We start from the raw sequence: 24,533 nt of genomic DNA on the forward strand, positions 1-24,533 counted from the left end.
GTACGCCCCGAGAAGGAACGGGTGGCGTCAGGCCGGGTCGGCCGGCGCGATGGGCGCGCCGTTGAGCCGGCGCCAGCAGTGCACCAGGAACAACTGGGCCACCGGAGCCGCGACGATGAGTCCCACGTAGCAGAGGAGCACACCGACGAGGTTGATGGCGTAGGTGACCAGCAGGGTCAGGATCGAGTCGCCGACCTTCGACTTGGTCAACTCGAAGGACGCCTTCATCGCGTTGATCGGCGACAGACTCTTGTCGATGGTCGCGACCACCGAGAACATCAGGAAGAACATCGCGATGATGCCCGGGATGATGCACAGCGCGTAGCCGATACCCGTGATGAGGCCGACGAGGATCGCGGTTCCGATGACCGGCCCGAAGCGGATCGGGGTCAGGAACGACTTCGCCGTCACCGGTTCGCCGTTGGCCACCCGGACCGCGCCCGAGATGATGCTCGCCTGGATGTAGAGGAGGCCCAGGATGAAAACGAGGTACACCAGGCCGAGGAGGATGCCGCCGCCGAGGCCGAGCGACGTCTCCTCGTAGTAGAAGCCATTGCCGTAGTCGACGGTCTCGGTGGTGCCGAAGATCGACACCGCGGAGAACCCCACCGCGATGAGTGCTGCGCCCAACAGGAACACCGCGAGGCCCGGCAGGATCATCGCGCCGACGTTGTTCTTGAACTTGCCGAAGGCCCACGAGAACGCGGTGCCCACGTCGATCTTGCCCGAATCTCCCGGCGCGCCGTAGGGATCCGGGGCTCCGGGATAGGCCCCGGCGTCACCGTACTGCGGCCCGCCCGGAGGCGGCGGAGGCGGGGCCTGGCCGTACTGCGGCTGCGGCGGCGGCTGCTGGCCGTACGGCGGTTGCTGAGGAGGCTGCTGCCCGTACTGCGGCGGCTGCTGCCCGTATTGGGGCGGCTGCTGCCCGGGGAAGCCGCCCGGTTGCTGCGGGTCCGGCGGCGGGACAGGGGGATACGGCGGCTGACTCATGGATCGGGACATTAGCAACGATCCGGGCGTGGTGGGAGACTATCTCCGAACGATCAAACGACTGGTCAATGAACCCGGCACGGATTATGAGGTCTGTCATCGCCGGCTCGAGCGGAGTTCCGGTACAGCCGTCTCGGTGCCGTTCGGCGGAGTCCCGGCGGACTATGCCTCGCCGGCGAGGCAGTAGCGTCCGCTCGCGGTGATCTCCACGAGTCCGTCGACGAGCAGCGAATCCAGGGCCCGGTCACGCTGGGCGGTGTCGGAGGTCCACACGACGTCGAGTGCGGCGCGGTCGACGGCGCCGCTCGTGTTGCGCAGGACATCGAGGAGCAGCCCGCGCACCTGACGATCGGTGCCGGCGAACTTCTGCACCCGGCGCGGCGGTCCGGCGTGCGCCGGCCGGCCGCGGCCGACCCAGGTGCAACCGTCGACGAGAGGGCACTTGTCGCACTTGGGGTTTCGAGCCGTGCAGACGAGCGCGCCGAGTTCCATCAGCGCCGCCGAGAAGCGTGGTGCCGACGCGGCGTAGGTGCCGTCGACGGACCGGGGGAGCAGCGCCTGCGCGTCGGCGAGATCCCGCCGCGACGGATTCGCCGGTTGTTCGCGCCCGTGAACCGCGCGGACGATGACCCGCCGGACGTTGGTGTCGACCACCGGCACGGCCTGTCCATAGGCGAAGCAGGCGACCGCCCGTGCGGTGTAGTCCCCGATACCGGGCAGTCCCAGCATGGTCTCGACATCCTCGGGAACCCGATCGCCGTGGTCGGCGGCCAGCACCTTGGCGCACTCGTGAAGGCGGAGCGCGCGTCGGGGGTAGCCGAGCTTGCCCCACGCCCGCAGGACCTCCCCGGCCGGTTCGACCGCCATCGCCGAGGGGACCGGCCACCGCCGGACCCACTCCCGCCAGGGTTCGACCACCCGGGACACCGGCGTCTGCTGCAACATGATCTCGCTGATGAGGATCTGCCAGCCGCTACACGACGGGTCACGCCACGGAAGATCCCGTTCATGCATATCGAACCAACCGAGCAGATGGCCCGATGGCACACTATTGGGCATGACCGCAACGACACCACGGCAGGCCTGGCGCATCCTGCGCGACGGCAACAACCGATTTGTGACAGGTGAATCTCGGCATCCCAGCCAGGGTATCGAGGACCGGGCGCGACTCGCCGGGGGCCAGCATCCGCACGTCGCGCTCTTCGGTTGCGCCGACTCGCGGCTGGCGGCCGAGATCATCTTCGACCAGGGTCTCGGCGACATGTTCGTCGTCCGCACGGCCGGTCAGGTCATCGACTCGGCGGTCCTCGGTTCGCTCGAGTACGCCGTCGAGGTGTTGCAGGTGCCGCTCATCGTGATCCTCGGACACGACAGCTGCGGCGCGGTGAAGGCCACCCTCGACGCGCTCGACGACAACCAGATCCCCGGCGGTTACATCCGCGACGTCGTGGAACGGGTCACCCCCAGCATCCTCGCCGGCCGTAGCGAGGGCCTGACACGAGTCGACGAGTTCGAGGCCCGCCATGTGGTGGAGACCGGGCAGCTGCTCATGCAGCGCAGCCGGATCATCGCCGACCGGATCAGTACCGGCCGCCTGGCGATCGTCGGCCTGACCTACCAGCTCAGCGAGGGTCAGGTGAACGTCCAGGGCGTGTACGGGGACATCGGTGAACGCCCGGCGCCCACCGCGGTGGCGGCCGAGTCTGCCTGACGTCGTATTCGTCTCCGCATGCGGTGGACCTGAAGGCGAACTCTAGACTTTGCCTGCTCGGGACCGCTTTCCCGCTGCGACACGCCGCACGTGATGAACCAGAAGTCAAGACCCGGCCGTTAGCGTTGTGGTCGTGATCGAACCCCAGGGCCCGCTGCCACCCGAGATCTACTGGCGACGCCGCGTCGTCGCCGCGGGTGGTGCGCTGGTCGTGGTCGGTCTGGTCGTCGCACTGATCGTGTGGATGACGTCGGGAAGCGGGGATCCGCAGAACACCGCAGCCACCGCGAGCGTGTCGTCGAGTTCGTCGGCGTCGTCGACGACATCCGCGCCGCCCGCGTCGGAACCGCAGGCGGGTGGCGCCTCCGGTGAACCGGATGCGGGGGGCGGTGCCGGCGGCGGGGCGGGTGCTCCGGCGGGGCCGCCCGCGGGGTCCGCGACCCCGGTCGAATCAGCAAGTCCAGCAGGCGTTCCCGGAGCAGCCGGCGGGCCTGCCCTGTGCCCGGATCAGGCGATCTCGGTGGTCCTCTACACCGACAAGCCCACCTACACGATCGGACAGAACCCGGTGTTCACCATCGTGACCACCAACGCCGGACTGTCCGAGTGCACCCGCGACGTCGGCAAGGCCGTGCAGAACGTCATCGTCCGCACCCTGGACGGCACCCGGACGCTGTGGTCAGCGCGCGACTGCTCGCCGCTGAACACGGTCAACAACGTGGTGCTCAAGCCTGCGCAGCAGGTCAAGGACACGATCACCTGGTCGGGTACCACCAGCAGCCCCGGTTGCGAGCGCCCGCGGACCCAGGTGCCCGCCGGCTCCTACTCCGCCATCGGCAAGATCGGCGAACGCGAATCGTTCCCGATCACGTTCAACATGGTCGCCCCGGCCCAACAGCCCTGAGCGACGGTCACGTTCGCCGGGCCAGGCGATCAGTCGTAGCGCTCGATGCTGGTCTCGGCCAGGCGGGACAGTCCCTCACGGATGTGGCGGGCCCAGATGCTGCCGATACCCTCGACCGCCTGCAGATCGGCCGACGAGCTCGCGAGCAGCGCCTGTAGGGTCCCGAAGCTGCGCACGAGCCGGTCCACGTGGGCGAACTGCAGCCGCGAGATCCGGGCGAGCAGACGGTAACCGCGGGGACTCATCGCCGTGTCCTGGGCCTCGATCGTCGTCGGGTACCCGAAGGCCCCGGCGAGCAGGGTGAGGTCGAGAAGGTCTGCGTCGCTGAGGTTCTCGACGACCTCGAGCGCCTGGCGGACATCCTCGGCGGTCGCCGGCTCGGGGCTGGCGTAGTAGTCGCGGACGAGCAGTTCGCGCATGGTGTCGTTGTCGCTGATCAGCTCCTCGAGCTGCAGGCTGACCTGCCGGCCGTTCACACCGAGTTCGAGGACGTACTCCTCGATCTCGGCCGACACACGACGGACCATCTCCATGCGCTGGGCGGTCGACATCGCGTCGCGCAGCAGCACGTAGTCCTCGATCTCCGCGCGCGACAGCGCCGAGATCACCTCGTCGAGCCGGGCCTTGTACCGCTCGAGGGTGGCCAGCGCGACGTTGGCGCGGGACAGGATCGGGTCCGGGCTCTCGACGACCCGGCGGGCGCCGTCGACGTAGACGCTCACGATCGACATCGACGCGCTCACCGAGATCACCGGATGCCCGGTCTGGATGGCGGTCCGCTCCGCCGCGCGGTGACGGGTGCCCGACTCCTCGGTCGGGATGGAGGGATCGGGGACCAGCTGGACGTTGGCCCGCACGATGCGCTTGCCGTCGGTGGAGAGCACGACTGCGCCGTCCATCTTGGCGAGCTCGCGCAGTCGCGTCGGCGCGAACTCCACGTCGAGGTGGAAACCGCCGTCGCAGATCTTCTCGACGTCGGAGTCGTGCCCCAGCACGATGAGGGCGCCGGTGCCGCCTCGCAGGATGCGTTCGAGGCCGTCACGAAGCGGCGTGCCGGGCGCGACGCGCGCCACCGTGTCGCGCGTCAGCTCGGATCTGACCACCTCGGCAACCATGACTTCCCTCCAGTGACCCGTCCGTCCCCGCGGGGACGGCGCCCACCCGCGCCGGGCCGGATGCCAGCGACATCGGCCGTTCTGATGGTGACTAGGGTACCGGGGTGTGAAGAGCAGCAGTTTCGTGGTGCCCGACGACCTGGACGAGGTGGAACGCCACCCGAAGGCGGCCAAGCCGGGCGAACCCGTCCGCATGCACAACCCGACCTGCTACGGCTGCGGACCGGACTCCCCGCAGGGCCTGCATCTGGTGGTGCATGCGGGTGAGGGGTTCACCGTCGACGCGTCGATGGAGGTCGAGACCCGGATGGAGGGCGGCCCCGGCGTCATCCACGGCGGCATCCTGAGCACCGCGTTCGACGAGGTGATGGGCACGATCCCGCTCCTGATCGGGCCCTCCGGGGTGACGGTGCATCTCGAGGTGGATTACATCCGGCCCATCCCGGTGGGCTCGACGCTGCAGTTCACCGGCACCTTGCTGGGCCGACAGCGCCGCAAAATCTTCACCGAGGCGGTCGCCCACATCGGTAATCCGGACGAGCCGGTGGCCAGCGCACACGCGATCTTCGTGACGATCGATGTGCGGAAGCACTTCGCCGCCCATGTCGAGAAGAGCGCCCGGGCGGAGGAGTACAAACGCCGGATGTACCCCTAGGCGTAGCGGCCAGGGGGACGGGTCAGAAGGGCGCGTCCACCGGATCGGCGTCGCGGAGACCGACGGCGTCGCCGAGGTTCGCCACACGCAGGATCCGGATGCCCGTCGGCAGTTCCTCGTCGGTGGCCGCGGGGATGATCGCCTCCCGGAAGCCGAGTCGCTTCGCCTCGGCGAGTCGGCGCGCGACGGCCGAGACACGACGGACCTCACCGCCGAGCCCGACCTCGCCGACGACCACCGTCGACTGCGGGATCGGCTGGTTCTTCACCGTGGAGTACACAGCGAGCGCGATCGCGAGATCGGCGGCCGGCTCGGTCACGCGCATGCCGCCCACCGTGGATAGATACACCTCGCTCTTCGCGATCTGTTTCAGACCCCCGCGTGCCTGCAGGACCGCGAGCACCATCGAGACGCGGTTCATGTCCAGGCCGGAGACCGCCCGGCGCGGAATGTTCATCTCGGTGCCGTTCGCCAGCGCCTGGACCTCGCCCACCAGTGCGCGTTTGCCGTCCATGGTCACCAGGGTCGCGCTGCCGCTCACATCCGAATCACGTTGATGCAGAAAGATTCCGGAGGGATCCGGGACCTGATGGATGCCGTCGTCGCGCTGTTCGAAACACCCCACCTCGTCGGCCGCACCGAACCGGTTCTTGACACCGCGGACCATGCGTAGCGTCGAGTGCCGGTCACCCTCGAACGCGAGTACGACGTCGACGAGGTGCTCCAGCGACCGCGGCCCGGCGACCGCGCCCTCCTTGGTGACGTGGCCGACGAGGATGACCGCGACCCCGCGGTTCTTGGCGAGCGAGACCAGTGCGGTCGTGACCGCCCGGATCTGGGTCACGCCGCCGGTGACGCCGTCGGCCCCGGAGGCGACGAGGGTCTGTACCGAGTCGACGATCATGAGTGACGGCGCGACGGAGTCGACGTGGCCGAGGATCGTCGCGAGGTCGGTCTCGGCGGCCAGGTAGACGTTCGGGTGCACCGCGCCGGTGCGCTCGGCCCGCATGCGGACCTGCCCGGCAGATTCCTCGCCGGTGATGTAGAGCGCCGTGCGGTCCTGTGCCGCCCAGTGTTTGACGGCTTCGAGCAGCAGCGTCGACTTGCCGACGCCGGGCTCACCGGCCAGCAGGATGACCGAGCCCGGGACGACGCCGCGGCCCAGCACCCGGTCGAGCTCGCCGATGCCCGTGGGGATCGCGGCGGACGATTCGGCGTCGACCTCGGTGATGCGCAGAGCGGGGCTCGACGGTGCGACCGCCGCGGTCGAGCGCGCCGACGGTGCCGGCCCGGCCACCTCGCCGATGGTGCCCCATTCGCCGCACTCGGGGCAGCGGCCCACCCACTTGGGCACCTGATGGCCACACGCGGTGCAGCGGAAGGACGTCTTGGTTCTGGCCACCCGGTCAGCCTAGGTGGCGGGGCCGACAGAACGAGCGAGGCCCGGCGGGTGCCGGGCCTCGCTCGTGGAAGTGGTTCGACCGGTGGTCAGTGGCCGCCTTCGCCGTGACCCTCGCCGTCGGCGCCGTGTTCGCCGGTGCCGGCCCCGGAGCCCTCTTCGCCGTGGCCCTCGTCGCCGTGATGCTAGTTGTAGAAGGTCGGCTCGGCGTTACGTGCCACGTCCTGGCGCTCGAGCTCGGCGCCGCCGTCGACCGGGGCGTCGACGGTGGTCTGGCCGGCATCGACCCAGCGGCCGTCGGCCTCGCGCTTCTCGAACACGAACGTCAGCTCGGTCGTCAGACCCGCCGCGACCGTGTCACCGGTGTTGTCGAGCTCGACGCTGAGGCGCTTCTCGAACTCGGCGTTGGCGCCGACCGGGGTGCCGCCGCGCAGCGCCCCGTTGGGCGGGATGACGCGGTCATCGGCCTCAGCGCCCTCGATGAAGGTGACCTGCCCCTCCTCGGGGTTGATCCCCTTGAGGCGGTAGTAGACAAGCGGATCGGAGTTGGCGATGACGAACGCCAGCTCGAACGGTCCGCCGTCGCCGAAGACCGTCGATGCGTCGTTCTCGGGGTAGAGGATCTGCACGTCGCGGAGCTCGAGTTCGTCGTAGTTGACGTTCGCGCCGTTGATCGCGGGCAGCTGATTGGCGGTCTGCGAGATCTGACCCGCACCGCAGCCGGTGGTGCCGAGGGCGACGGCGATGCCGATCGCGGCAACCGCGGTCACCATGCGAGATGGCCGAACCGCCGACCGCCGCGCGGAAAGTGATAGCACTGACACCCGATCCTCCCAGGTCAAACGAAGCCGACATGCAGCGCGCGAAACCCTGCACTACGCAGCGTAGTGGGCGCGGTGCGGAAAAGTCCGGCCGGGTACCCGATTGGTCTGTCGCCGTCGCCGGCGCCACGGCCCCGCAGCGGTCGCCGGGTGGTCGTGCCCACGTCGTCCCAGGGGTCGGCGGGCGGTGCCGGGGAGCCCGGTCGACACCGTGGTGGGGCGTACCCCGCGCCAGGCCGACGGGGAGCTCCGGTGGGGTAGCGCACCCTCACCGCGCACCCCTCGCGACCTCGCAAGAGCCTGTCATGAAACCTGTTCACCGCGTTGACCTGCACCGTTGGGTGGGTGCCTCGGAACGCCCGTGCTAGACTGGCTTCACTCGAAAGGGGCAAGGAACATTGAATTTCAAAGTTGGCGACACCGTCGTTTACCCCCATCACGGTGCTGCCCGGGTCGAAGACATCGTGACCCGGACCATCAAGGGTGAGCAGATCGAATACCTTGTTCTCAAGGTTGCCGACGGTGACATGACCGTTCAGATTCCCTCGACGAAGCTCGAGTACGTGGGCGTTCGCGACGTCGTCGGGCAGGAAGGTCTCGATCAGGTCTTCCAGGTTCTGCGGGCCCCGCACACCGAGGAGCCGACCAACTGGGCGCGCCGGTTCAAGGCGAACCAGGAGAAGCTGATCTCGGGCGACATCATCAAGGTCGCCGAGATCGTCCGCGACCTCTGGCGTCGCGAACAGGATCGTGGGTTGTCGGCCGGTGAGAAGCGGATGCTGACCCGAGCCCGTCGCGTTCTGGTCGACGAGTTGTCACTCGCCCAGAACACCGACGACGAGAAGGCCACCAGCATGCTGGACGAGGTTCTCGCCGCCGCTTCCTGACCGCCGGTCGCACCTGGTTCAGGACTCTTCGTGACCCCTACGCCGGAGCTTTCCGGCGCAGAAGTCTGTGTCATCATCCCGGCCGCCGGGTCGGGAACCCGGCTCGGTGAGCCGGTGCCCAAGGCCTTCGTGGACGTGGGTGGACGGACGATCCTCGAGCGATGCGTCGACAACATCCCCGCCTCGCTGGGGGCGACCGTGGTCGTCGTGGTGCCCGCCGACCTCGTCGAGCGGGCATCGGCGTTGCTGACCGGCGTGCGCGTCGTCGCCGGTGGCGCTCACCGGTCGGATTCGGTGCGCGCCGGCATCGCCGCCGCCGGCCACGCCGGCATCCTGCTCGTGCACGACGCCGCGCGACCACTCACCCCCGCGCGGGTGTTCACCGACGTCGTCGCCGCGATCCGCGCCGGGCATCAGGCGGTCGTCCCCGCCGTTCCCGTCGTCGACACCCTCAAACAGGTCGAGCCCGGCCCGGCCGGTCTCGAACGCGTGACGCGGACCGTCGACCGCGAGGAGTTGCGCGCCGTACAGACCCCCCAGGGTTTCACCCGTGACGCCCTCCTCCGCGCGCACGCCGATGACGCCGGTATCGCGACCGACGACGCCGGCCTCGTCGAGACATGCGGAATCGATGTCCACCTCGTCCCCGGAGACCCGCTTGCCATGAAGATCACCACGCCCTGGGACCTGCGTATCGTGCGCGACATGGTCGGTGGGCGATGAGGGTCGGCATCGGTACCGATGCCCATCGCGTCGACGCGTCCGCCGAGTGCTGGATGGTCGGTCTGTATTTTCCCGACGAACCGGGGTGTGAAGGCCACTCCGACGGCGACGTCGGCGCCCACGCGCTGTGCGATGCGGTGCTGTCGGCGGCGGGTCTGGGTGACTTGGGTTCCGTGTTCGGCACCGGTCGCCCGGAGTGGGAGGGTGTCTCGGGAGTCCAGATGCTCTCGCACGTACGGACTCTCATCGAGGCCGACGGGCTCCGCGTGGTGAACGCGGCCGTACAGGTGGTGGGCAATCGGCCCAAGATCGGACCGCGCCGTGCGGAGGCGCAGCAGGTGCTGTCCGACGTGCTGGGCGGCCCGGTGTCGGTGTCGGCGACAACGACCGACGGCCTGGGCATGACCGGCCGCGGCGAGGGGATCGCCGCGGTGGCCACCGCGCTGCTGGACGCCGCGCTGTCGCAGGCCATGCCGCCGTACGATTCCGCTTAGTCCGCGACGTTCAGCACGAGCCCGTAGGGGCTGCGCTGCTCCAGGTGGCCCCGCCCGTGGGCCCTTGAGCACGCGCGGACGCACACCGTAGCGCCGAACGCCATGCGCCCGTGTCCGGTGGCCTTGCGTGAGGTGCGCGCACCTGCGGCTCGGGCCGTCGGTGGCCAGGTCAGGGTCCGGTAGGATTGCCGGTCGTGACCCTGCGCCTGTATGACACCGACTCCCGAGAGGTGCGCGACTTCGTGCCGCTGCACCCAGGCCAAGCGTCGGTGTACCTGTGCGGGGCGACGGTCCAGGGAGTTCCGCACATCGGGCACGTCCGCAGCGGCATCGCCTTCGACATCCTGCGGCGCTGGCTGACCCACCAGGGCCTCGACGTGCTGTTCGTGCGCAACGTGACCGACATCGACGACAAAATCCTGCGGAAGGCCGCGGACGCGGGACGGCCGTGGTGGGAATGGGCGGCCACCCACGAGCGTGCGTTCGACGACGCCTACCGCGCGCTGGGGGTCCTGCCGCCGTCGGCCGAGCCGCGGGCCACGGGGTTCGTCACCCAGATGATCGAATACATGGAGCGACTGATCGACCGCGGACACGCCTACGTCGCCGACGGCAACGTGTACTTCGACGTCCGGAGCCTGCCGGAGTACGGGTCGCTGTCCGGACACCGGCTCGACGACGTGCATCAGGGCGAGAGCGCGGGGACCGGCAAACGCGATCCCCGCGACTTCACCCTGTGGAAGGCGGCCAAGCCCGACGAGCCGTCCTGGCCGACGCCCTGGGGCCCCGGCCGTCCCGGCTGGCACCTCGAGTGCTCGGCGATGGCCACCTCGCTGCTCGGCGCTGAGTTCGACATCCACTGCGGCGGGATGGATCTCATCTTCCCGCACCACGAGAACGAGATCGCGCAGGCACACGGTGCGGGAGATGCGTTCGCGCGCTACTGGTTACACAACGGCTGGGTCACCATGGGTGGCGAGAAGATGAGCAAGTCGCTGGGCAACGTGGTGTCGATCCCCGCGATGCTGCAACGGGTCCGGGCGGTCGAGCTCCGCTACTACCTCGGCAGCGCGCACTACCGGTCGATGCTGGAGTACTCGTCTGGCGCGCTCACCGAGGCCGCCGCCGGCTATCGGCGCGTCGAGTCGTTCGTGGCCCGGGTCGGCGCGCGCGTGGGCGAGGTGGTCGTCGGGGATGTCGATCCCGAATTCGCCGCCGCGCTCGACGACGACCTCGGCGTCCCGGCCGCACTCGCGGTCGTGCACAACGTGGTTCGGCAGGGCAACACCGCGTTGGAGTCCGGTGACGGAGCCGCCGCGCTGGCGGCGGCATCCACGGTCCGCGCGATGATGGGGATTCTGGGCGTCGACCCGCTGGACGACCGGTGGGCGGGTGCCGCCGACGAGTCGGCCACCACCTCCGCACTCGACGTGCTGGTACAGGCGGAATTGCAGCGACGCGCCGACGCGCGCGTCGCCAAGGACTGGGCGACCGCGGACGCGGTGCGGGATCGGCTGGCGCAGGCCGGTATCGAGGTCACCGACACCCCCGACGGTGCGCAATGGGCATTGAAGGGTGAGGCGTGATGGCAGGGAACTCCAAGCGCAGAGGCGCGATTCGCAAGGACGGCACCAAGAAGGGGCAGACCGTCGGCTCGGGTGGTCAGCGTCGCCGCGGCCTCGAGGCCCGTGGCGCGACACCGAAAGCAGTTGACCGGCCGTATCATCCGGCTCACAAGCGAGCCAAGGCGGCGTCGAAGTCGGCGGCCGGTCGCAGCGGGGCGCGGGCCCGGGACGAAGGTCCCGAGTATGTCCTCGGCCGCAATCCGGTCGTGGAATGCCTGCGCGCCGGCGTGCCGGCCACCGCGCTGTACATCGCCACCAACTCCGAGCCCGACGAGCGGGTCGCCGAGGCGGTGAAGATCGCCGGCGACTCGGCGATCTCCATCCTCGAGGTCGGCAAACCCGAACTCGATCGCCTGTCCACCAACGGAATGCACCAGGGCATCGCGCTGCAGGTGCCGGAGTTCGAGTACACCCACCCGGACGACCTGATGGCGGAGGCCAAGGCCAGCGGCACCCCGCCGCTGCTCGTCGCCCTCGACAACATCACCGATCCGCGCAACCTGGGCGCGGTGATCCGCTCGGTCGCGGCCTTCGGCGGGCACGGCGTGGTCATCCCCGCACGACGCAGCGCGAGCGTGACGGCCGTCGCCTGGCGGACCAGCGCCGGTGCCGCGGCGCGCCTGCCGGTCGCCCGCGCGACCAATCTGACTCGCACATTGAAGGATTGGGCCGACGCCGGGGCGCAACTGGTCGGTCTCGACGCGGACGGTGACGTCACCCTCGACGACTACGACGGCAGCGGCCCCACCGTGATCGTGGTCGGTTCGGAGGGCAAGGGGCTCTCCCGCCTCGTCCGCGAGAGCTGCGACTCGATCCTGTCCATTCCGATGGCCGGCGACGTCGAGAGCCTCAACGCCTCGGTCGCCGCGGGTGTGGTCCTCGCCGAGTTCGCCCGCCAGCGACGCGGCTAGGCAGCATCCCTCCCGGTCAGGCCGGTGGCGCGCCGATGACGATCCCGGCGGCGGTGAGTGCGTCGCGCACGGCCTGCGCGTGTCCGACCGCGCCCGGGGTGTCGCCGTGGAGGCAGACCGATCCGGCGTCGACGTCGATCAGGGTTCCGTCGATCGCGCCGATCCGGCCCGTCGTGACGAGTTCGACCACCCGTCGCGCGATCTCGGCGCTGTCCGACAACACCGCGCCGTCGGTTCCGCGCGGCACGAGGGTGCCCTCCGGGGTGTAGGCGCGGTCGGCGAACGCCTCGGAGATGGTGTCGAGTCCCGCCCGTCGGGCGCGTGACAGCACCTCCGATCCCGGTAGCCCCATGACCGCCAATCCGGCGTCGACATCGCGGACCGCGGTGACCACGGCCTCGGCCTGCTGCTCGTGATGGACGATGGTGTTGTACAGCGCGCCATGCGGTTTGACGTAGGTGACGGCCCCGCCGACCGATCGGGCGAGGGCGTCGAGCGCGCCGATCTGGTACACCAGGTCGGCGACGAGGTCCGGAGTCGTCATCTCCATGAACCGGCGCCCGAAGCCGCTGCGATCGGGGTAGGACACCTGGGCGCCGATCCGGACCCCGGCGTCGACCGCGGCCCGGCAGGTGGCGAGCAACTGCGCGGGGGTGCCGGCGTGAAAGCCGCACGCCACGTTGGCGCTGGTGACGATCCCCAGCATCGCCGCGTCGTCGCCGATGCCTTCACCGAGGTCGGCGTTGAGGTCGATGCGTGCCGCGCCGGAACCCATGAGCGCATCGTAGTGGTGGCCGACCAGCGGGGACCGCCCGATCGGTGTGTGTGCGGCGGCGGGTAGACGAAGTCGTCGTTTCGTCTACGGTGGTGGGTATGGCATTACTCGACAGTAAGGTGACCATCCGTAACGGCGTGGTCGAGGGCGCCCGGGGGAAGCGGCTGCGCAAGGGGACCATCAGCTGGCGAGGCATCCCGTTCGCGGCACCGCCGGTGGCCCATCGCCGGTTCCGTGCACCGGAGCCCGCCCACGACTGGCCCGGCGTCCGCGACTGCACCAAGGTGGCCAAGGCGGCCATCCAGGAGAAGCGGTTCACGGCCATCGCACCGGGCAAGTTCGCGCCGATGGCCGAGGACTGCCTCACGCTGAACGTCTACTCGCCCGACGTCGCGTCGTCGGCACCGCGACCGGTGATGGTGTTCATCCACGGCGGTGCGTTCATCCTCGGTACGGCCGCCACCCCGCTCTACGACGGCGCCTTCCTCGCGCGTGCCCAGGACGTCGTCGTCGTCACCATCCAGTACCGGTTCGGTCCGTTCGGCTTCCTCGACCTCGGTCAGTTCGCCACCGAGGATCGTCCGTTCGACTCCAACGTCGGACTGCGTGACCAGATCGCGGCCCTGCAGTGGGTCCAGGACAACATCGAGGCGTTCGGCGGCGACGCGGAGAACGTCACGATCTTCGGCGAGAGCGCCGGCGGGTCGTCGGTGCTCTCGCTGCTGTCCGCCCCGTCGACGACCGGTCTCTATCACCAGGCCATCGCGCAGAGTCCCGCCCCGGAACTGATCGTCGAGCAGGACGCGGCGAAGATCTACGCGGACGAGTTCGTCCGGCTGTTGCGCGACCCGCAACGTCGGGCGACCTCTCTCGAACGGGACGAGCCGCCGGTCGACACGGTCCACGCCCAGCGTCTGCTCACCTCGCCCAACCCGGCGTTGCTGCTGGCGGCGGGGAACCGGCTGATGCGATTCGCCACCAAGACCGCCGGTGGTGCGATCCCGTTCGCGCCCGTCGTCGACGGCGACCTGCTGCCGCGGTCGCCGCTCGCCGCCGCCGCGGGTGGGCTCACGCAGCCGGTGCCGCTCGTGATCGGCAGCAACCGCGACGAGGGCAAGCTGTTCGCCAAACTCTGGAACGTCCTGCCCGACGCCGAACGCACCCTGATGCGCGTCGAGGACGAGGAGGTCCGGCGCGAGATCGCCTCGCACTACGAGGACGGGGACCGCGACCGCATCCGGCTGGCCGGCGACTCGATCTTCTGGGCACCGATGAGCGCCTTCGCCGACGGGCACAGCGCCGTCGCCCCGACCTACGTGTACCGCTACGACTACCAGACGAAGGTGCTCGAGGCCACGGGCTTCGGGGCCACGCACGCCACCGAGCTGTTCAGCGTGTTCGGTGCCTACCGGGCCCCGATGGGTGCCGGTCTCGCCCTTGCCGACTGGCCCGCCACCGGCCGGGTCACCAAGAACGTCCAGACCCGCTGGGGCGGGTTCGCCCGCACCGGCGACCCCGGTTTCGGCTGGCCCGCCTACACCACCGCCGACCGCAAGGTCCTCGTCCTCGACGACCCCGACCACGTCGAGGCCGACCCGGACAGCCTGCGGCGCCAGGCGTGGTACCGGGTGCATTCGTCGGCCTAGGCGGCCGTCGTGCACAACGAGAGAACACTCCTCAGCATCCACATCTCTGCTCCCTGAGGTGCGAGCGAAGCGAGCCACGAAGGGCTTCGCAACGTGTCTCACCAGGCCCTTCGTGGCTCGTCGCTTACGCTCCTCACACCTCAGGGAGCAAAGGGGCAATCGCTGACGCTCCTCACACCTCAGGGAGCAAAGGGGCAATCGCTGACGCTCCTCACACCTCAGGGGGCAATGGGTATGTCGTTCTCTCGGATCAGGGAGCAGGGGCAGGTCGTGCTTTCGGTCGGGGAGGGGGGTCAGCCGAACTCCCAGACCGACGGGGGGTCGGCGGCCAGGAACGACAGGACGAGCGGGTTGAACAGCTCGGGCGATTCGACCGGCAGGATGTGGGTGCCCGGGATCACGGCCAGCCGGGCCGACGGCAGCGTCCGCGACAGCTCGAGCGCGTGCTCGAGGCGGACGAGCCCGCGATCGCCGACCACCACCAGCGTCGGTAACTCGACGCCGGTGAATTCGCTTACCTCGCACTCCGGTTCGGCGGCGAGCATCCGGACCGCCTTGTCGAAGACCGTCTCGAAATGCTCGGGCCCGTCCGGTGACGTGGTGTCGTAGTAGATGCGCAGGTAGTCCATCGTCACCGGGTCGCGGCGAGACACCCGGGAGATGAACTCGTCGGCCATCCGGCCGGCACGGTTCAGGTATCCGCCGACGAACACCAGCCTATGGACGAGGTCCGGGCGGTCCCGGGCGACGAGCAGGGCGACGGTGCCGCCGTCGGCCCATCCCACCAGATTGGCAGGCCGGCGCACGACGGTCTCGAGATAGACGATCGTGCGTGCCACGATCCGGTCGAGGTGGAACTCGCCGGGGAGGTCGGGACTGTGACCGTGACCGGGCCGTTCGGGTACGAACACCTGCTGACCGGCGTCGAGGAAGGCGGGGATCTGCGTTCCCCACGTCGACGCCGACGCGAACAGCCCGTGGAGCAGGACCATCGGCGGGCCGTATGACTCGCCGGCGGTGAAGTGCCAGATCGTCGCGTCGGCGATGTCCACGTAGACGCCGCCGTCGACGCGTTCGCCGGCGTGAACCTGTCGCATCGCGCTCCCTCGAATCTCGCCGGACGTGTCGACCTGCAGGACATGGTCGCAGAGTCGGGTGCCGGTTCGGGGCATCGTTGGCGAATCGAGATGGCACGGATGACTCGCACCGGGCGGCCCACCGGTCCGATCGCGTGAAAATATGTGCCGAGCCGTGTCGTGGGATAGGTTCTCTTCGGGGCGTTAAGGGTCGGGACGGGGGTCACTCGAAGGGTGGCGAATGCACGTGTCCTGGAAAACCCGCGGCGAGTCGCGTTGTCGACGTAGCCGTGGGCCGGCGTTGTTGCTGGTGGGCCTGCTGTTGGCCGGCATCGCCTCGATCGGGGCGCCGTCGACACCGGCCGCGCAGGCGGCGCCGGGGGATCCGCCTGCGCCGCTGAACCTTCGCGATCTCGGTTCGTCGCCGACCATCGCGTTCCCGGGACAGCAGGGCGAGGTGAGTCTGTCCCTCGCGATACCGCCGGATCTCGCCCTCACCGAATTGCGCGGCGTCACGCAGTATCCCGCTTTCGTCACCGGCGGCAACATCGACGTCCTGCAGGAAGGCCGGCTGATCTCGCGGACGCCGATCAATCCGGCTGTGAATTCGCCGATCTCGCTGTCGCTACGCGGCGTGCGGGTCGAACGCAACGCCGCCGACATCGTCCTGCGGACCTATCTGCGCACGGCCGGATCGTGTCTGTTCGACCCCGATTCGGGGTTGCGCATCCAGAACGCGACCGTCACATACGGTGGCCGGGAAGCCGCGCCGAACAGCGTCGCCGAGTTCCTGCCGCCGGTCCTGCGCAAGCTGACCATCTTCGTCCCCGACGACGTGCGGCCCGCCGAGGGTGCTGCGGCCGTGTCGCTCGCGACCGCCGTGATCGCGAATTACGGTGCGGCGACAGTGGAGATCGAGACGGACTCGCTGCCGCGCGGTGATGCCGCACCTGACGAGGAGATCGAACCGCTCGAACGGCAGATCGTCATCAACTCGGCTCTGCCCGACGGACTCAGCCTGGGGCCGGGTGCAGGCTGGCCGGTGTTGCGGATAGGCGGCAGCGAGGACGACCTGGAGACCCAGGTCGAGTTCCTCACCTCTGATCTCTCGTCGATCGCCGTCAGTTCCGCGGCGGTGGCCGGGCCGCCCTTTGCCGCACCGCAACTCGCGCCGGAGGTCACCACGCTCGCCGAACTGGGCGTGGGGGACCAGCGCGTCTCGGCGACCGGCTGGCCGACCATCTCGTTCGGGGTCGACCAGACGCGCCTGGGACGGCCGTCTCAGAACGTGCGAATGCAGCTGAAGGGCACCTACACCCCGATGGGCGGCCAGATCGCGGTGTCCGTCGGGGACCGGGTCATCGCCTCCTGGCCCGCCGACTCCTCCGGCAGCTACAACTCCTGGGTCGACATCCCCGCCGACCTGCTGACGCGCTTCACCGAGGTCACCGTCACCTACAACCACGGCGACGTCGGCGAGCAGTGCGGTGCGGGAGTGCGGAGTTCGCTGAGCCTGGACTCGTCCGGGGAGGTGCGATCCGAGGTCGCCGACCCGCCGACACCATCCGGGTTCGCCTCGTTGCCGCAGGCGTTGATGCCGCGGAACTCGTTGGCCTGGACCCGCGGTGACGTCGCCGACGTCGCCCGCGCGGTGGCGCTGATGTCGGGCCTGCAGCGACTGTCGGCGGTGCGTCTCGGAGTCGACGTCGTACCGCTCGACGACGCCATGTCGGCCTCGGCCCCCGCGGTCGTCATCGCCGCGGACGGCCAGGGATTGCCCGAGCTGTCGCTGCCGGTGACCGCCGACGGCGGCACGGTCTCGGTGCTCAATCCGGACGGCCGGCGCGCCGAGGTGCTGCTGTCGCCGACCGTGCGCTTCGGTTCGCTGCAGGTGGCCCGTGATGCCGGCCGGTCGGTGCTGGTCGCGACCTCGACGAACGCCGCCGCCGATCTCGACGCCCTGCTCGACTGGCTGGCCGCCGATCCCGATCGCTGGCCGTCGCTGAACGGCGACGCCTTGTTGCAGGTGTCCGGCCAGGAGCCGGTGCTCGTGGTCGATGACGATGTGCAGCAGCCGGAATCGTCGACCGGCGACACCTCCTGGGTGGCGTTCGCGGTCGTCGGGGTCGGCATCGTCGTGTTGGCGGCCGTCGCCGCGACCCTCATCCTGCGCCGTCGACGCCAACGGACCGCCGAGAGCTGACCGGCGTGCCCGAGGCTCCCGCGACGACCACGGCGCAGAACCCGGAACCGTCGACCCCGGATTCGGGGTCGGCCGGCACGACGAGTGCGGTCGCCACGCTCGTCGGCGTCGTCACGCGCCGCAAGCCCGAGACGCCGCACCCCGCATTCGTCGATCACCCGGAGTGGCTGGTGGCGGCCCGGTGGCTGTTCCTGATCGGGTGCACGGCCCTGGGGTTCTGGAACACCATCGTCGCGATCGTCGACGAGTTGATGGCGCAGACGCTCATCCTCTACGTCCCGGTGCTGGTCGTCCTCGCGCTGATCGCCGTGATCGGGGTGTCGTGGCGCACCGTCGACGAACTGCCGATCTACGACCGGCAGACCGACGTCATCGTCGGCATCGTGGTGCTGATCCTCGCGCTGGCGATGAAGTATCTGGTCAACCCGCGCTATGCGCGCGCGTACCTCACCACCCACATGGATCTGCTCGCCCTGTGGTTGTTCGTCTTCGGCGCCGCGGTTCTGCTCTTCGGGCTGCGTCCGGTCGCCCGCTACCGGTGGGTGTGGGTGCTGTTGGTGCTCATCTTCCCGCCGCCGGTCCGCGCCGTCGTGCTGATCATGGGTGGGACGTCGCTCGCCGCCGGTTTCGTGGTGGTGCTGATGGCCGTCGCCGCGACCGCGATCGCGGTGGGTCGGACGTGGCGGCGGAAGCTGCTCGCGGCGTTGCTGGCCGGTGCGGTGGGCCTGGTCGCGCTGTTCGTGTTCGACGCGCTCGGCGCGCCCCGGAACATCGTCGTGCCCTATCCGGGCCTGATCGCGGCCCTCGCGACGTCGGCCTACATGCTGGTCGACTATCGGCGGCGCGGCGGCCGGCAGTGGTCGCCGCCCGAGGCCGGCCGGATCAGTCAGCCGAAAGTCCCGTTCGTGGGCCGGCCGGGTCTGGTGGTGCTGTTCGTGGCGGTTCTGCTGGCGCTGTGCCCCACCCCGCCGGTGGGTAGCAACTACCAGAGCAATCGCTATCCGCAGCTCGGTATCGGTGAGCCGCTCGTGGTCCCGGTCGGCTGGCGGCAGGAGTCCCTGGGTGTCTACGGGTGGGTGTCACGCCTCTACGGGCCGGGGTCCGTGCTGATCCGCCAGGTCCTGGTGCAGACCCGCGGCAACCGCGCCTACGACAAGTTCGCGCGTCCCCGGCGGGTGGTCGTCGACAGCGTCGACAGCAGGCGGCCACTCGTCCTCGACGTCTACCCGGACATCTTCCGCTACGACCTGTCCAGCGAACGCACGAGCCTTCCGATCGAGGTGGACCTGTCGAACGGGGTCCGGGGTCGGGTGTGGAGTGTCGTGGACGACGAGCGCTACCTGACCTACACGGTGCTGTCCTGGCGGTGGAACAACGGCAACCGCACCCAGCAGGTCATGCTGTGGGCGGTCGACAACCACGAGCCCGAGGCCTACTTCCCGGAGCCGCGCATCACGATCCTCGCGAACATGAACTCACTGATGACGATCCTGCTGCGGGGCAACTCGGTCCTGCTGGACACCGACCCGCAACTCAAGGACGAGGCCCTGCTCATCGGCTTGGCCGGGGAGCTCATCCGGGCCCAGCTCGGGGCCGCTCGGGGGGCCGGTGCATGAGCATCGACGAGGCCGGCCCCGGGCACGCCGCAGCCGCCGACAAGCCGGGGGTCGCGCGCAGCACGAGACCGACGCGTCCGGTGGCCGAACTGCTCGCCGACCCGGACTACCGGGCGCAGGCCCTCGAAGACGCCGTCAACCGTCTCCGCAACGCCGACGAGGACATGTCGGCCTCGGTGGCCTTCAGCCGGATTCAGAAGATCATCGGGTTCACGCTGCTCGGCATCATCGCCGTCGCGATGGTGATCGAACCGGTCGGGACCTGCGCCACCCTGGTCTCGATCGCCACGATCGGATACGTGGTGACCCTCGCCGACCGCCTGGTGATCTTCCGGCGGGGACTGGTCAACGGTGCCATCCGCGTCTCCGACGAGGACGCCCGGTCCATCCCCGACGACGAGTTGCCCGCCTACACCGTGTTCGTCCCGGCCTACGGCGAGCCGGAGGTGGTGGGTCAACTGGTGGCCGCGATGGAGACGATCGAGTACCCACGGGACAAGCTCCAGGTCCTGCTGCTGCTGGAAGAGGACGACGAGCCGACGATCGAGGCGGCGCGCGGGGTGGAGGAGAACGGGATCGTCACGGTCGTCCTGACACCCCCGGCGCAGCCGCGGACCAAACCGAAGGCCTGCAACTACGGCATGCACTTCGCCACCGGCGACATCGTCACCATCTTCGACGCCGAGGACAAACCCGACCCGCTGCAGCTGCGTCGGGCGGTGTACGTGCTGAACAACTCCGGCGACGACTCGGTGGTCTGCGTGCAGGGCAAGCTCAGCTTCCACAACGTGCGCGACAACATGCTGACCGAGTGGTTCACGGCCGACTACGGCATCTGGTTCGGCTTCCTGCTGCCGGGCATGATGGTCAGTCGCGCGCCGATCCCGTTGGGCGGCACGTCGAATCACTTCCGGCGCGATGTCCTCGACACGATCGGCGCCTGGGACCCCTACAACGTGACCGAGGACGCCGACCTCGGGGTCCGCATCGCCGACCACGGATACCGCACCCTGGTTCTCGACTCGGTCACGATGGAAGAGGCCAATGTCGATGCCATCAACTGGGTCCGCCAGCGTTCCCGTTGGTACAAGGGCTATATGCAGACGTGGCTCGTCCACATGCGGCACCCGGTCAAGCTCTGGCACATCCTCGGGCCCGTCGCGTTCGTGCGCTTCACGCTGCTGATCGCCGGGACCCCGGTGATCGCCTGCCTGAACATGGTGTTCTGGCTGATCCTGGCGCTGTGGATCGGCGGGCAGCCACCGGTCGTCGCCGAGCTGTTCCCCGGACCCATCTACTACCTGTCGCTGATCTCGCTGCTGCTGGGCAACGGGGCAGCGCTGTACATGAACCTCGTCGCGATCCGCGAGGACGATCGCAGCGAACTGCTCGGTTCGGCCCTTCTCATCCCGCTGTACTGGCTGATGATGAGTGTCGCCGCCATCAAGGGCATGTGGCAGATCCTGGTCAATCCGTCGTACTGGGAGAAGACCTTTCACGGTCTGTCGACGAGCAGTTCGCCGGACACCGATCCCGACGGGCAGGAGCCGACGTGACCCGCCGTGTCCCGGCCTCGGTGCTGATCTTCCTCGCGACGTGGATCCCGTACCTCGTCATCGGGGTCTACCTCGTCAGCGAGGTGCACCTGTTCTTCGGCGACGCGCTCTCGAGGGTGCAGTCGGCACAGAGCGTACTGTTCAGTCGGACACCGCATCTCGCGGCGATCGGATTCATCTTCACCCCGCTGACCGCCATCGTCCAGCTGCCGCTGACCGCGCTCACCCCGTGGTTCCCGGAGATGACGACGCAGGCGCTCTCGGCGGTGATCATGTCGTCGGCGTTCATGGCCGGATCGGTGGTGCAGGCGTCGGGGATCGCGCGCGACCAGGGCCTGCGTCCGCTCGTGGCGGGTACTTTCACGATCTTCTACGCAATCAATCCGATGATCGTCCTCTATGCCGCGAACGGGATGAGCGAGGCGCCGTACCTCTTCTTCTTGGCCTGGGCCACCCGTCGTCTGATCCGGTGGGTCTCCTCAGACGACGTCCACGAGCTCGTGGTGGCCGGGATCGCGCTCGGCCTGTCCTATTTCACCCGCTACGACGGCGGTGCCGCCGCATTGGCCGCGGCCTTCGTGGTCGGATGGGTGACCTACACACGCCGCGACCGCCGAAAACGGGTGTCGCGCACGCTCCTCGACATCACCCTGGTGGTGGCGCCCAGCGCCCTGGCCTTCCTCGCCTGGGCGGCGGCGGGCTGGCTCATCACGGGTGACGCGTTCGCGCAGTTCACCTCTGAATACGGCAACGCCGCGATCATCGCGCAGTCCGGCGGTAGCGGGTCGTCGACGACCGGGGATGCGATCGGGTTCTCCCTCACCGAGATCTTCATCCTCGCGCCACTGCTTCCGATACTCATTCTCGGAGTCATCGGGGTCCGTGCCCGACGTCATCGGCTTGCGGCGATGTTGCCCGCACTGCTGATCGTGGCCGTGCTGGCGTTTCAGGTCTTCGGTTACTCACGCGGTTCGACGTTCGGCTTTCTTCGGTTCTACATGACCGTGGTCCTGCTCGCCGCGGTCATCGCCCTGTTGTCTGTGCCCCTACGGCAGCAGGTTCCGATGCGTCGCGAGGGCAGGCATTCGGACATTCTGCCGCCCCGCCCCTATGCCTCGCGTTGGAGTAACAAGATCGCCGCGACGATCGTGATCGTCGTGGTCGCCACCGCGATCCCGGTCACCGCCGCCGGGATGACGTCACCCAAGTACGCGCCGCAGGAGTTCGCACTCGGATCGGTGGTCGATCCGCGCCCGGACTCGGTGGACCAGAAGTACCTCGGCGAGCAGCGCATCGTGCGGTCGTTCTCCACCGAGCGGGCGCTGGCGCAGTATCTCGACGGTCTGGACCTGCCCGACGGCGCGGTGTTGTGCGACACCGTGTACGGCTTCGCGGTGGTGGTCCAGTCCGAGCGGCCGCGCCAGTTCGTCATCCCGTCGGATCGCGACTTCGCGCAGCTGCTCAACGACCCGGTCGGCGGCGGTGTGCGCTACTTCCTCACCGTCCCACCGGAAGGTCGGGGACTCTCCGACGCGGTCAACCAGCGGTATCCGACCATCTACGAGAACGGCGCCCAGATCGGGGTTCTCGTCCTCGAGGCGCGCAACCAGGGCGCGGATCTGCCGGACTGGCGGCTGTATCAGCTGGTGTGAGCCCGAGCGGACCGTCGCACGCGGTCAGGAGGCGTACTCGCGCACCACATTCCAGGCCGGGTCATGCAACCCGATGTCGTACGTGCACTGCGCGCCGCGCGGATCCGGGACTAAGGACCACAGCAGCGTGCCGGCGACCCCGGCGTCGCGGTGGCGCGCGATGATGGTCTCGAACTGTTCGGCCCGGTTCGTGATCGAGCCACATGAGCCGGCGCGTATCCCGATCTCATTGACCACGAGCGGTTTTCCGAGCTCGCGAGCCTGCGCCAGTCGTGCGCGCAGATTGCTGCCCGCGGGCCCCGATTCGGGATCGACATCGGAGCGGTAGTCGTGGAAGTCGAGCACGTCGACGCCGGCCGAGCCCAGGACCTCGGCATAACCCGCGCCTGCGAGGCCGCACTGGTCGCCGCCCACCACTCCAGAGAAGATCGGACGGTCGGCGTCGTAGGCCCGGAGATGGGCGCCGGCGCGGTCGAAGAACGCGCGCAACACGGCCGTGGCATCGTCGGGACACGTTCGCGCCTCCCAGTTGCACGAGGCCGGACCGCATTCGCTCGCCTCGGGCTCCCCGACGAGTTCCCAGCCGGCGATCGACGGCTCGTCGTGCCAGCGGGTCACCGCGATCTCGACCCACTCCGCGTACGTCAGCCCGCCGACGATCTCCTGGCTCTGCCAACCGTCGACATAGAAGTCGCGTTCCTTGAACCGCTCGTCCTCGCAGTCGCCCGAGCCTCCGGTGAGGACCGGCAGGACCATCTGGTGATGCCGGGCCGCGGCCTGGAAGACCCGGTCGATCGGCCCGAAATCGATGAGCCCGCTGCGCTTGTCGACGGCGAAGACCGAGTACAGGTTGAATCGAGTCAGCGCGCGGGGCGGGAGTCTGTCGAAGTACCCGTCGGCATCGACCTGGGCGCCGCAGCCGCGGTTGACCGACCAGTCGGTGCTGAGCTGATACGCATTGAAACCCGCGGGCCACCAGGGTTTTCCGTCGAGTACCAGGCCGGTGGGAGTGGTCGAGGCCCGATGCGACTGGGTGATCTGGGGAGGTCCCGGATCGGGGGTGCGCGCACACCCCGCGAGGCACAGCACGACGACGGCGATCGCGGTGACGAACAACCCGACCGCCCGCTTGTGCGTGCGCCGGCGGACCACAAGGTGCAGGCTACCCGTCACCTAGGGTGTCGGTATGTCGACGGGGTTGCGCAGGGCGGGTGCGGGAGTGGCCGACGGAGGGCGGCGGCGGTGGCGCGCCGCGGCCGGCGCGCTGGCCGTCGCCGCGGTCCTGTCCGCGTGCGGGACAGACACGGTCGAGCCCGCAGCACCGGGTCCGACCACGATCGGCTCGAGCACGACGAGCCCGTCGCCCACCCCGTATTCATCGGGCCCGTACTCGCCCACCGAGAGCGCGCCGACGATCGTCTACCGCCCGCCGTACATCGAGCGGACCGAGTGGACCGACACCGACGTCGGTCCGAGCCTCTCGGTGTTCCCCACGAATTCCGGGCGCTACACCACCGACCCCGGCGCGATGGCCGCCGCGTGGGCGGAGGTCGTCGCTCTCGACCCCACCGCCGACACCCCCGGAATGCAGGCCCAGTTCGATTGCCACTGGCGGTTCGCCCGCATCGTCGAACCCGAGAAGCCCAGCTGGAACCTCGAACCCGGCCGGCCGGTCGTCGCCGAGGAGGACATGGTCGGCGCCGGCTGCAACCCCGGCTTCGCCGAGGAATGAAACGTACTGCGGTGTGAGCGAGGCGGCCCGGAAGTGGTTGTG

21 protein-coding genes and 1 pseudogene are annotated in these 24,533 nt (G+C 69.2%); 14 read left to right on the forward strand and 8 right to left on the reverse strand.

Annotation, left to right across the window (positions count from 1 at the left end; all coding sequences use genetic code 11):
* Positions 1-27: 27 nt before the first annotated feature.
* Together B1818_RS13160 and B1818_RS13165 are read right to left on the reverse strand one after the other, a co-directional pair.
* A complete protein-coding gene (locus B1818_RS13160) occupies positions 28-990 on the reverse strand; it encodes a hypothetical protein (protein WP_065629168.1) in 963 nt (320 codons plus the stop codon).
* A gap of 162 nt (positions 991-1,152) precedes the next feature.
* On the reverse strand, positions 1,153-2,049 hold the full coding sequence (locus tag B1818_RS13165; protein ID WP_065629169.1) for an A/G-specific adenine glycosylase: 897 nt from the start codon (positions 2,047-2,049) through the stop codon (positions 1,153-1,155).
* On the opposite strand from B1818_RS13165, the gene B1818_RS13170 reads away from it, so the two are divergent.
* Together B1818_RS13170 and B1818_RS13175 are read left to right on the forward strand one after the other, a co-directional pair.
* On the forward strand, positions 2,048-2,701 hold the full coding sequence (locus B1818_RS13170; protein WP_065629170.1) for a carbonic anhydrase: 654 nt from the start codon (positions 2,048-2,050) through the stop codon (positions 2,699-2,701). The two genes, B1818_RS13165 and B1818_RS13170, sit on opposite strands and share 2 nt — an antisense overlap.
* A 133-nt stretch (positions 2,702-2,834) precedes the next feature.
* Positions 2,835-3,605 carry a hypothetical protein gene (locus B1818_RS13175; RefSeq protein WP_058252679.1) on the forward strand — a complete coding sequence of 257 codons (771 nt, stop codon included), beginning with the start codon at positions 2,835-2,837 and terminating at the stop codon, positions 3,603-3,605.
* Between the two features lie 29 nt (positions 3,606-3,634).
* Here the strand turns inward: B1818_RS13175 and disA are convergent, their stop codons facing one another.
* On the reverse strand, positions 3,635-4,720 hold the full coding sequence (disA, locus tag B1818_RS13180; RefSeq protein ID WP_055475230.1) for a DNA integrity scanning diadenylate cyclase DisA: 1,086 nt from the start codon (positions 4,718-4,720) through the stop codon (positions 3,635-3,637).
* A 127-nt stretch (positions 4,721-4,847) separates the two neighbouring features.
* Here disA and B1818_RS13185 point away from each other — a divergent pair, with 127 nt between their 5' ends.
* Positions 4,848-5,375 carry a PaaI family thioesterase gene (locus tag B1818_RS13185; protein ID WP_171011614.1) on the forward strand — a complete coding sequence of 176 codons (528 nt, stop codon included), beginning with the start codon at positions 4,848-4,850 and terminating at the stop codon, positions 5,373-5,375.
* Positions 5,376-5,397: 22 nt separating this feature from the next.
* On the opposite strand, the gene radA is transcribed toward B1818_RS13185, so the two are convergent.
* Positions 5,398-6,777: a DNA repair protein RadA gene (gene radA, locus B1818_RS13190; protein ID WP_055475228.1), complete on the reverse strand. Its 1,380-nt coding sequence runs from the start codon at positions 6,775-6,777 to the stop codon at positions 5,398-5,400.
* Positions 6,778-6,962: 185 nt separating this feature from the next.
* Positions 6,963-7,592: pseudogene (locus B1818_RS13195) on the reverse strand (hypothetical protein); the annotation flags it as partial.
* A 401-nt stretch (positions 7,593-7,993) separates the two neighbouring features.
* On the opposite strand from B1818_RS13195, the gene B1818_RS13200 reads away from it, so the two are divergent.
* From B1818_RS13200 to rlmB, 5 genes are all read left to right on the forward strand, one after another.
* The gene (locus B1818_RS13200; protein ID WP_004020903.1) at positions 7,994-8,482 is read left to right on the forward strand and encodes a CarD family transcriptional regulator; all 489 of its coding nucleotides are present in this window, start codon (positions 7,994-7,996) and stop codon (positions 8,480-8,482) included.
* 30 nt (positions 8,483-8,512) lie between these two features.
* Complete coding sequence (gene ispD / locus B1818_RS13205) at positions 8,513-9,205, forward strand: 2-C-methyl-D-erythritol 4-phosphate cytidylyltransferase (RefSeq protein ID WP_055475226.1); 693 nt, start codon at positions 8,513-8,515, stop codon at positions 9,203-9,205.
* Complete coding sequence (gene ispF / locus B1818_RS13210; RefSeq protein ID WP_078112992.1) at positions 9,202-9,699, forward strand: 2-C-methyl-D-erythritol 2,4-cyclodiphosphate synthase; 498 nt, start codon at positions 9,202-9,204, stop codon at positions 9,697-9,699. Before ispD ends, ispF begins: the two co-directional genes overlap by 4 nt.
* Positions 9,700-9,893: 194 nt before the next feature.
* Entirely contained in the window at positions 9,894-11,285 is a 1,392-nt protein-coding gene (gene cysS / locus B1818_RS13215) for a cysteine--tRNA ligase (RefSeq protein WP_078112993.1), read from the forward strand.
* On the forward strand, positions 11,285-12,235 hold the full coding sequence (gene rlmB, locus B1818_RS13220) for a 23S rRNA (guanosine(2251)-2'-O)-methyltransferase RlmB (protein ID WP_055475218.1): 951 nt from the start codon (positions 11,285-11,287) through the stop codon (positions 12,233-12,235). The genes cysS and rlmB overlap by 1 nt, the downstream gene beginning before the upstream one ends.
* 16 nt (positions 12,236-12,251) lie before the next feature.
* Here the strand turns inward: rlmB and B1818_RS13225 are convergent, their stop codons facing one another.
* Positions 12,252-13,010, reverse strand: coding sequence for a LamB/YcsF family protein (locus tag B1818_RS13225; protein ID WP_055475217.1), 759 nt, complete (start codon positions 13,008-13,010; stop codon positions 12,252-12,254).
* A gap of 98 nt (positions 13,011-13,108) precedes the next feature.
* On the opposite strand from B1818_RS13225, the gene B1818_RS13230 reads away from it, so the two are divergent.
* A complete protein-coding gene (locus B1818_RS13230) occupies positions 13,109-14,656 on the forward strand; it encodes a carboxylesterase/lipase family protein (protein WP_078112994.1) in 1,548 nt (515 codons plus the stop codon).
* 293 nt (positions 14,657-14,949) lie between these two features.
* On the opposite strand, the gene B1818_RS13235 is transcribed toward B1818_RS13230, so the two are convergent.
* Complete coding sequence (locus tag B1818_RS13235) at positions 14,950-15,753, reverse strand: alpha/beta fold hydrolase (protein ID WP_078112995.1); 804 nt, start codon at positions 15,751-15,753, stop codon at positions 14,950-14,952.
* A gap of 220 nt (positions 15,754-15,973) precedes the next feature.
* On the opposite strand from B1818_RS13235, the gene B1818_RS13240 reads away from it, so the two are divergent.
* Genes B1818_RS13240 through B1818_RS13255 form a run of 4 tightly spaced genes read left to right on the forward strand, consistent with a single transcriptional unit; the run spans position 15,974 to position 22,759 of the window.
* Complete coding sequence (locus B1818_RS13240; RefSeq protein ID WP_078112996.1) at positions 15,974-17,935, forward strand: LPXTG cell wall anchor domain-containing protein; 1,962 nt, start codon at positions 15,974-15,976, stop codon at positions 17,933-17,935.
* Between the two features lie 5 nt (positions 17,936-17,940).
* Complete coding sequence (locus B1818_RS13245; RefSeq protein ID WP_078112997.1) at positions 17,941-19,551, forward strand: hypothetical protein; 1,611 nt, start codon at positions 17,941-17,943, stop codon at positions 19,549-19,551.
* Positions 19,548-21,107 carry a glycosyltransferase gene (locus B1818_RS13250; protein WP_068972197.1) on the forward strand — a complete coding sequence of 520 codons (1,560 nt, stop codon included), beginning with the start codon at positions 19,548-19,550 and terminating at the stop codon, positions 21,105-21,107. Before B1818_RS13245 ends, B1818_RS13250 begins: the two co-directional genes overlap by 4 nt.
* The gene (locus tag B1818_RS13255; protein WP_078112998.1) at positions 21,104-22,759 is read left to right on the forward strand and encodes a glycosyltransferase family 39 protein; all 1,656 of its coding nucleotides are present in this window, start codon (positions 21,104-21,106) and stop codon (positions 22,757-22,759) included. Before B1818_RS13250 ends, B1818_RS13255 begins: the two co-directional genes overlap by 4 nt.
* Before the next feature lie 24 nt (positions 22,760-22,783).
* Here the strand turns inward: B1818_RS13255 and B1818_RS13260 are convergent, their stop codons facing one another.
* Positions 22,784-23,932, reverse strand: coding sequence for a beta-mannosidase (locus B1818_RS13260; RefSeq protein WP_078112999.1), 1,149 nt, complete (start codon positions 23,930-23,932; stop codon positions 22,784-22,786).
* 13 nt (positions 23,933-23,945) lie between these two features.
* Between B1818_RS13260 and B1818_RS13265 the strand changes: the two genes are divergently transcribed.
* Positions 23,946-24,491 carry a DUF2599 domain-containing protein gene (locus B1818_RS13265; RefSeq protein ID WP_065629188.1) on the forward strand — a complete coding sequence of 182 codons (546 nt, stop codon included), beginning with the start codon at positions 23,946-23,948 and terminating at the stop codon, positions 24,489-24,491.
* Positions 24,492-24,533 lie beyond the last annotated feature (42 nt).

This window comes from Gordonia sp. IITR100, from assembly GCF_002009645.1.
GTDB classification, from domain to species: Bacteria; Actinomycetota; Actinomycetes; order Mycobacteriales; family Mycobacteriaceae; genus Gordonia; species Gordonia hongkongensis.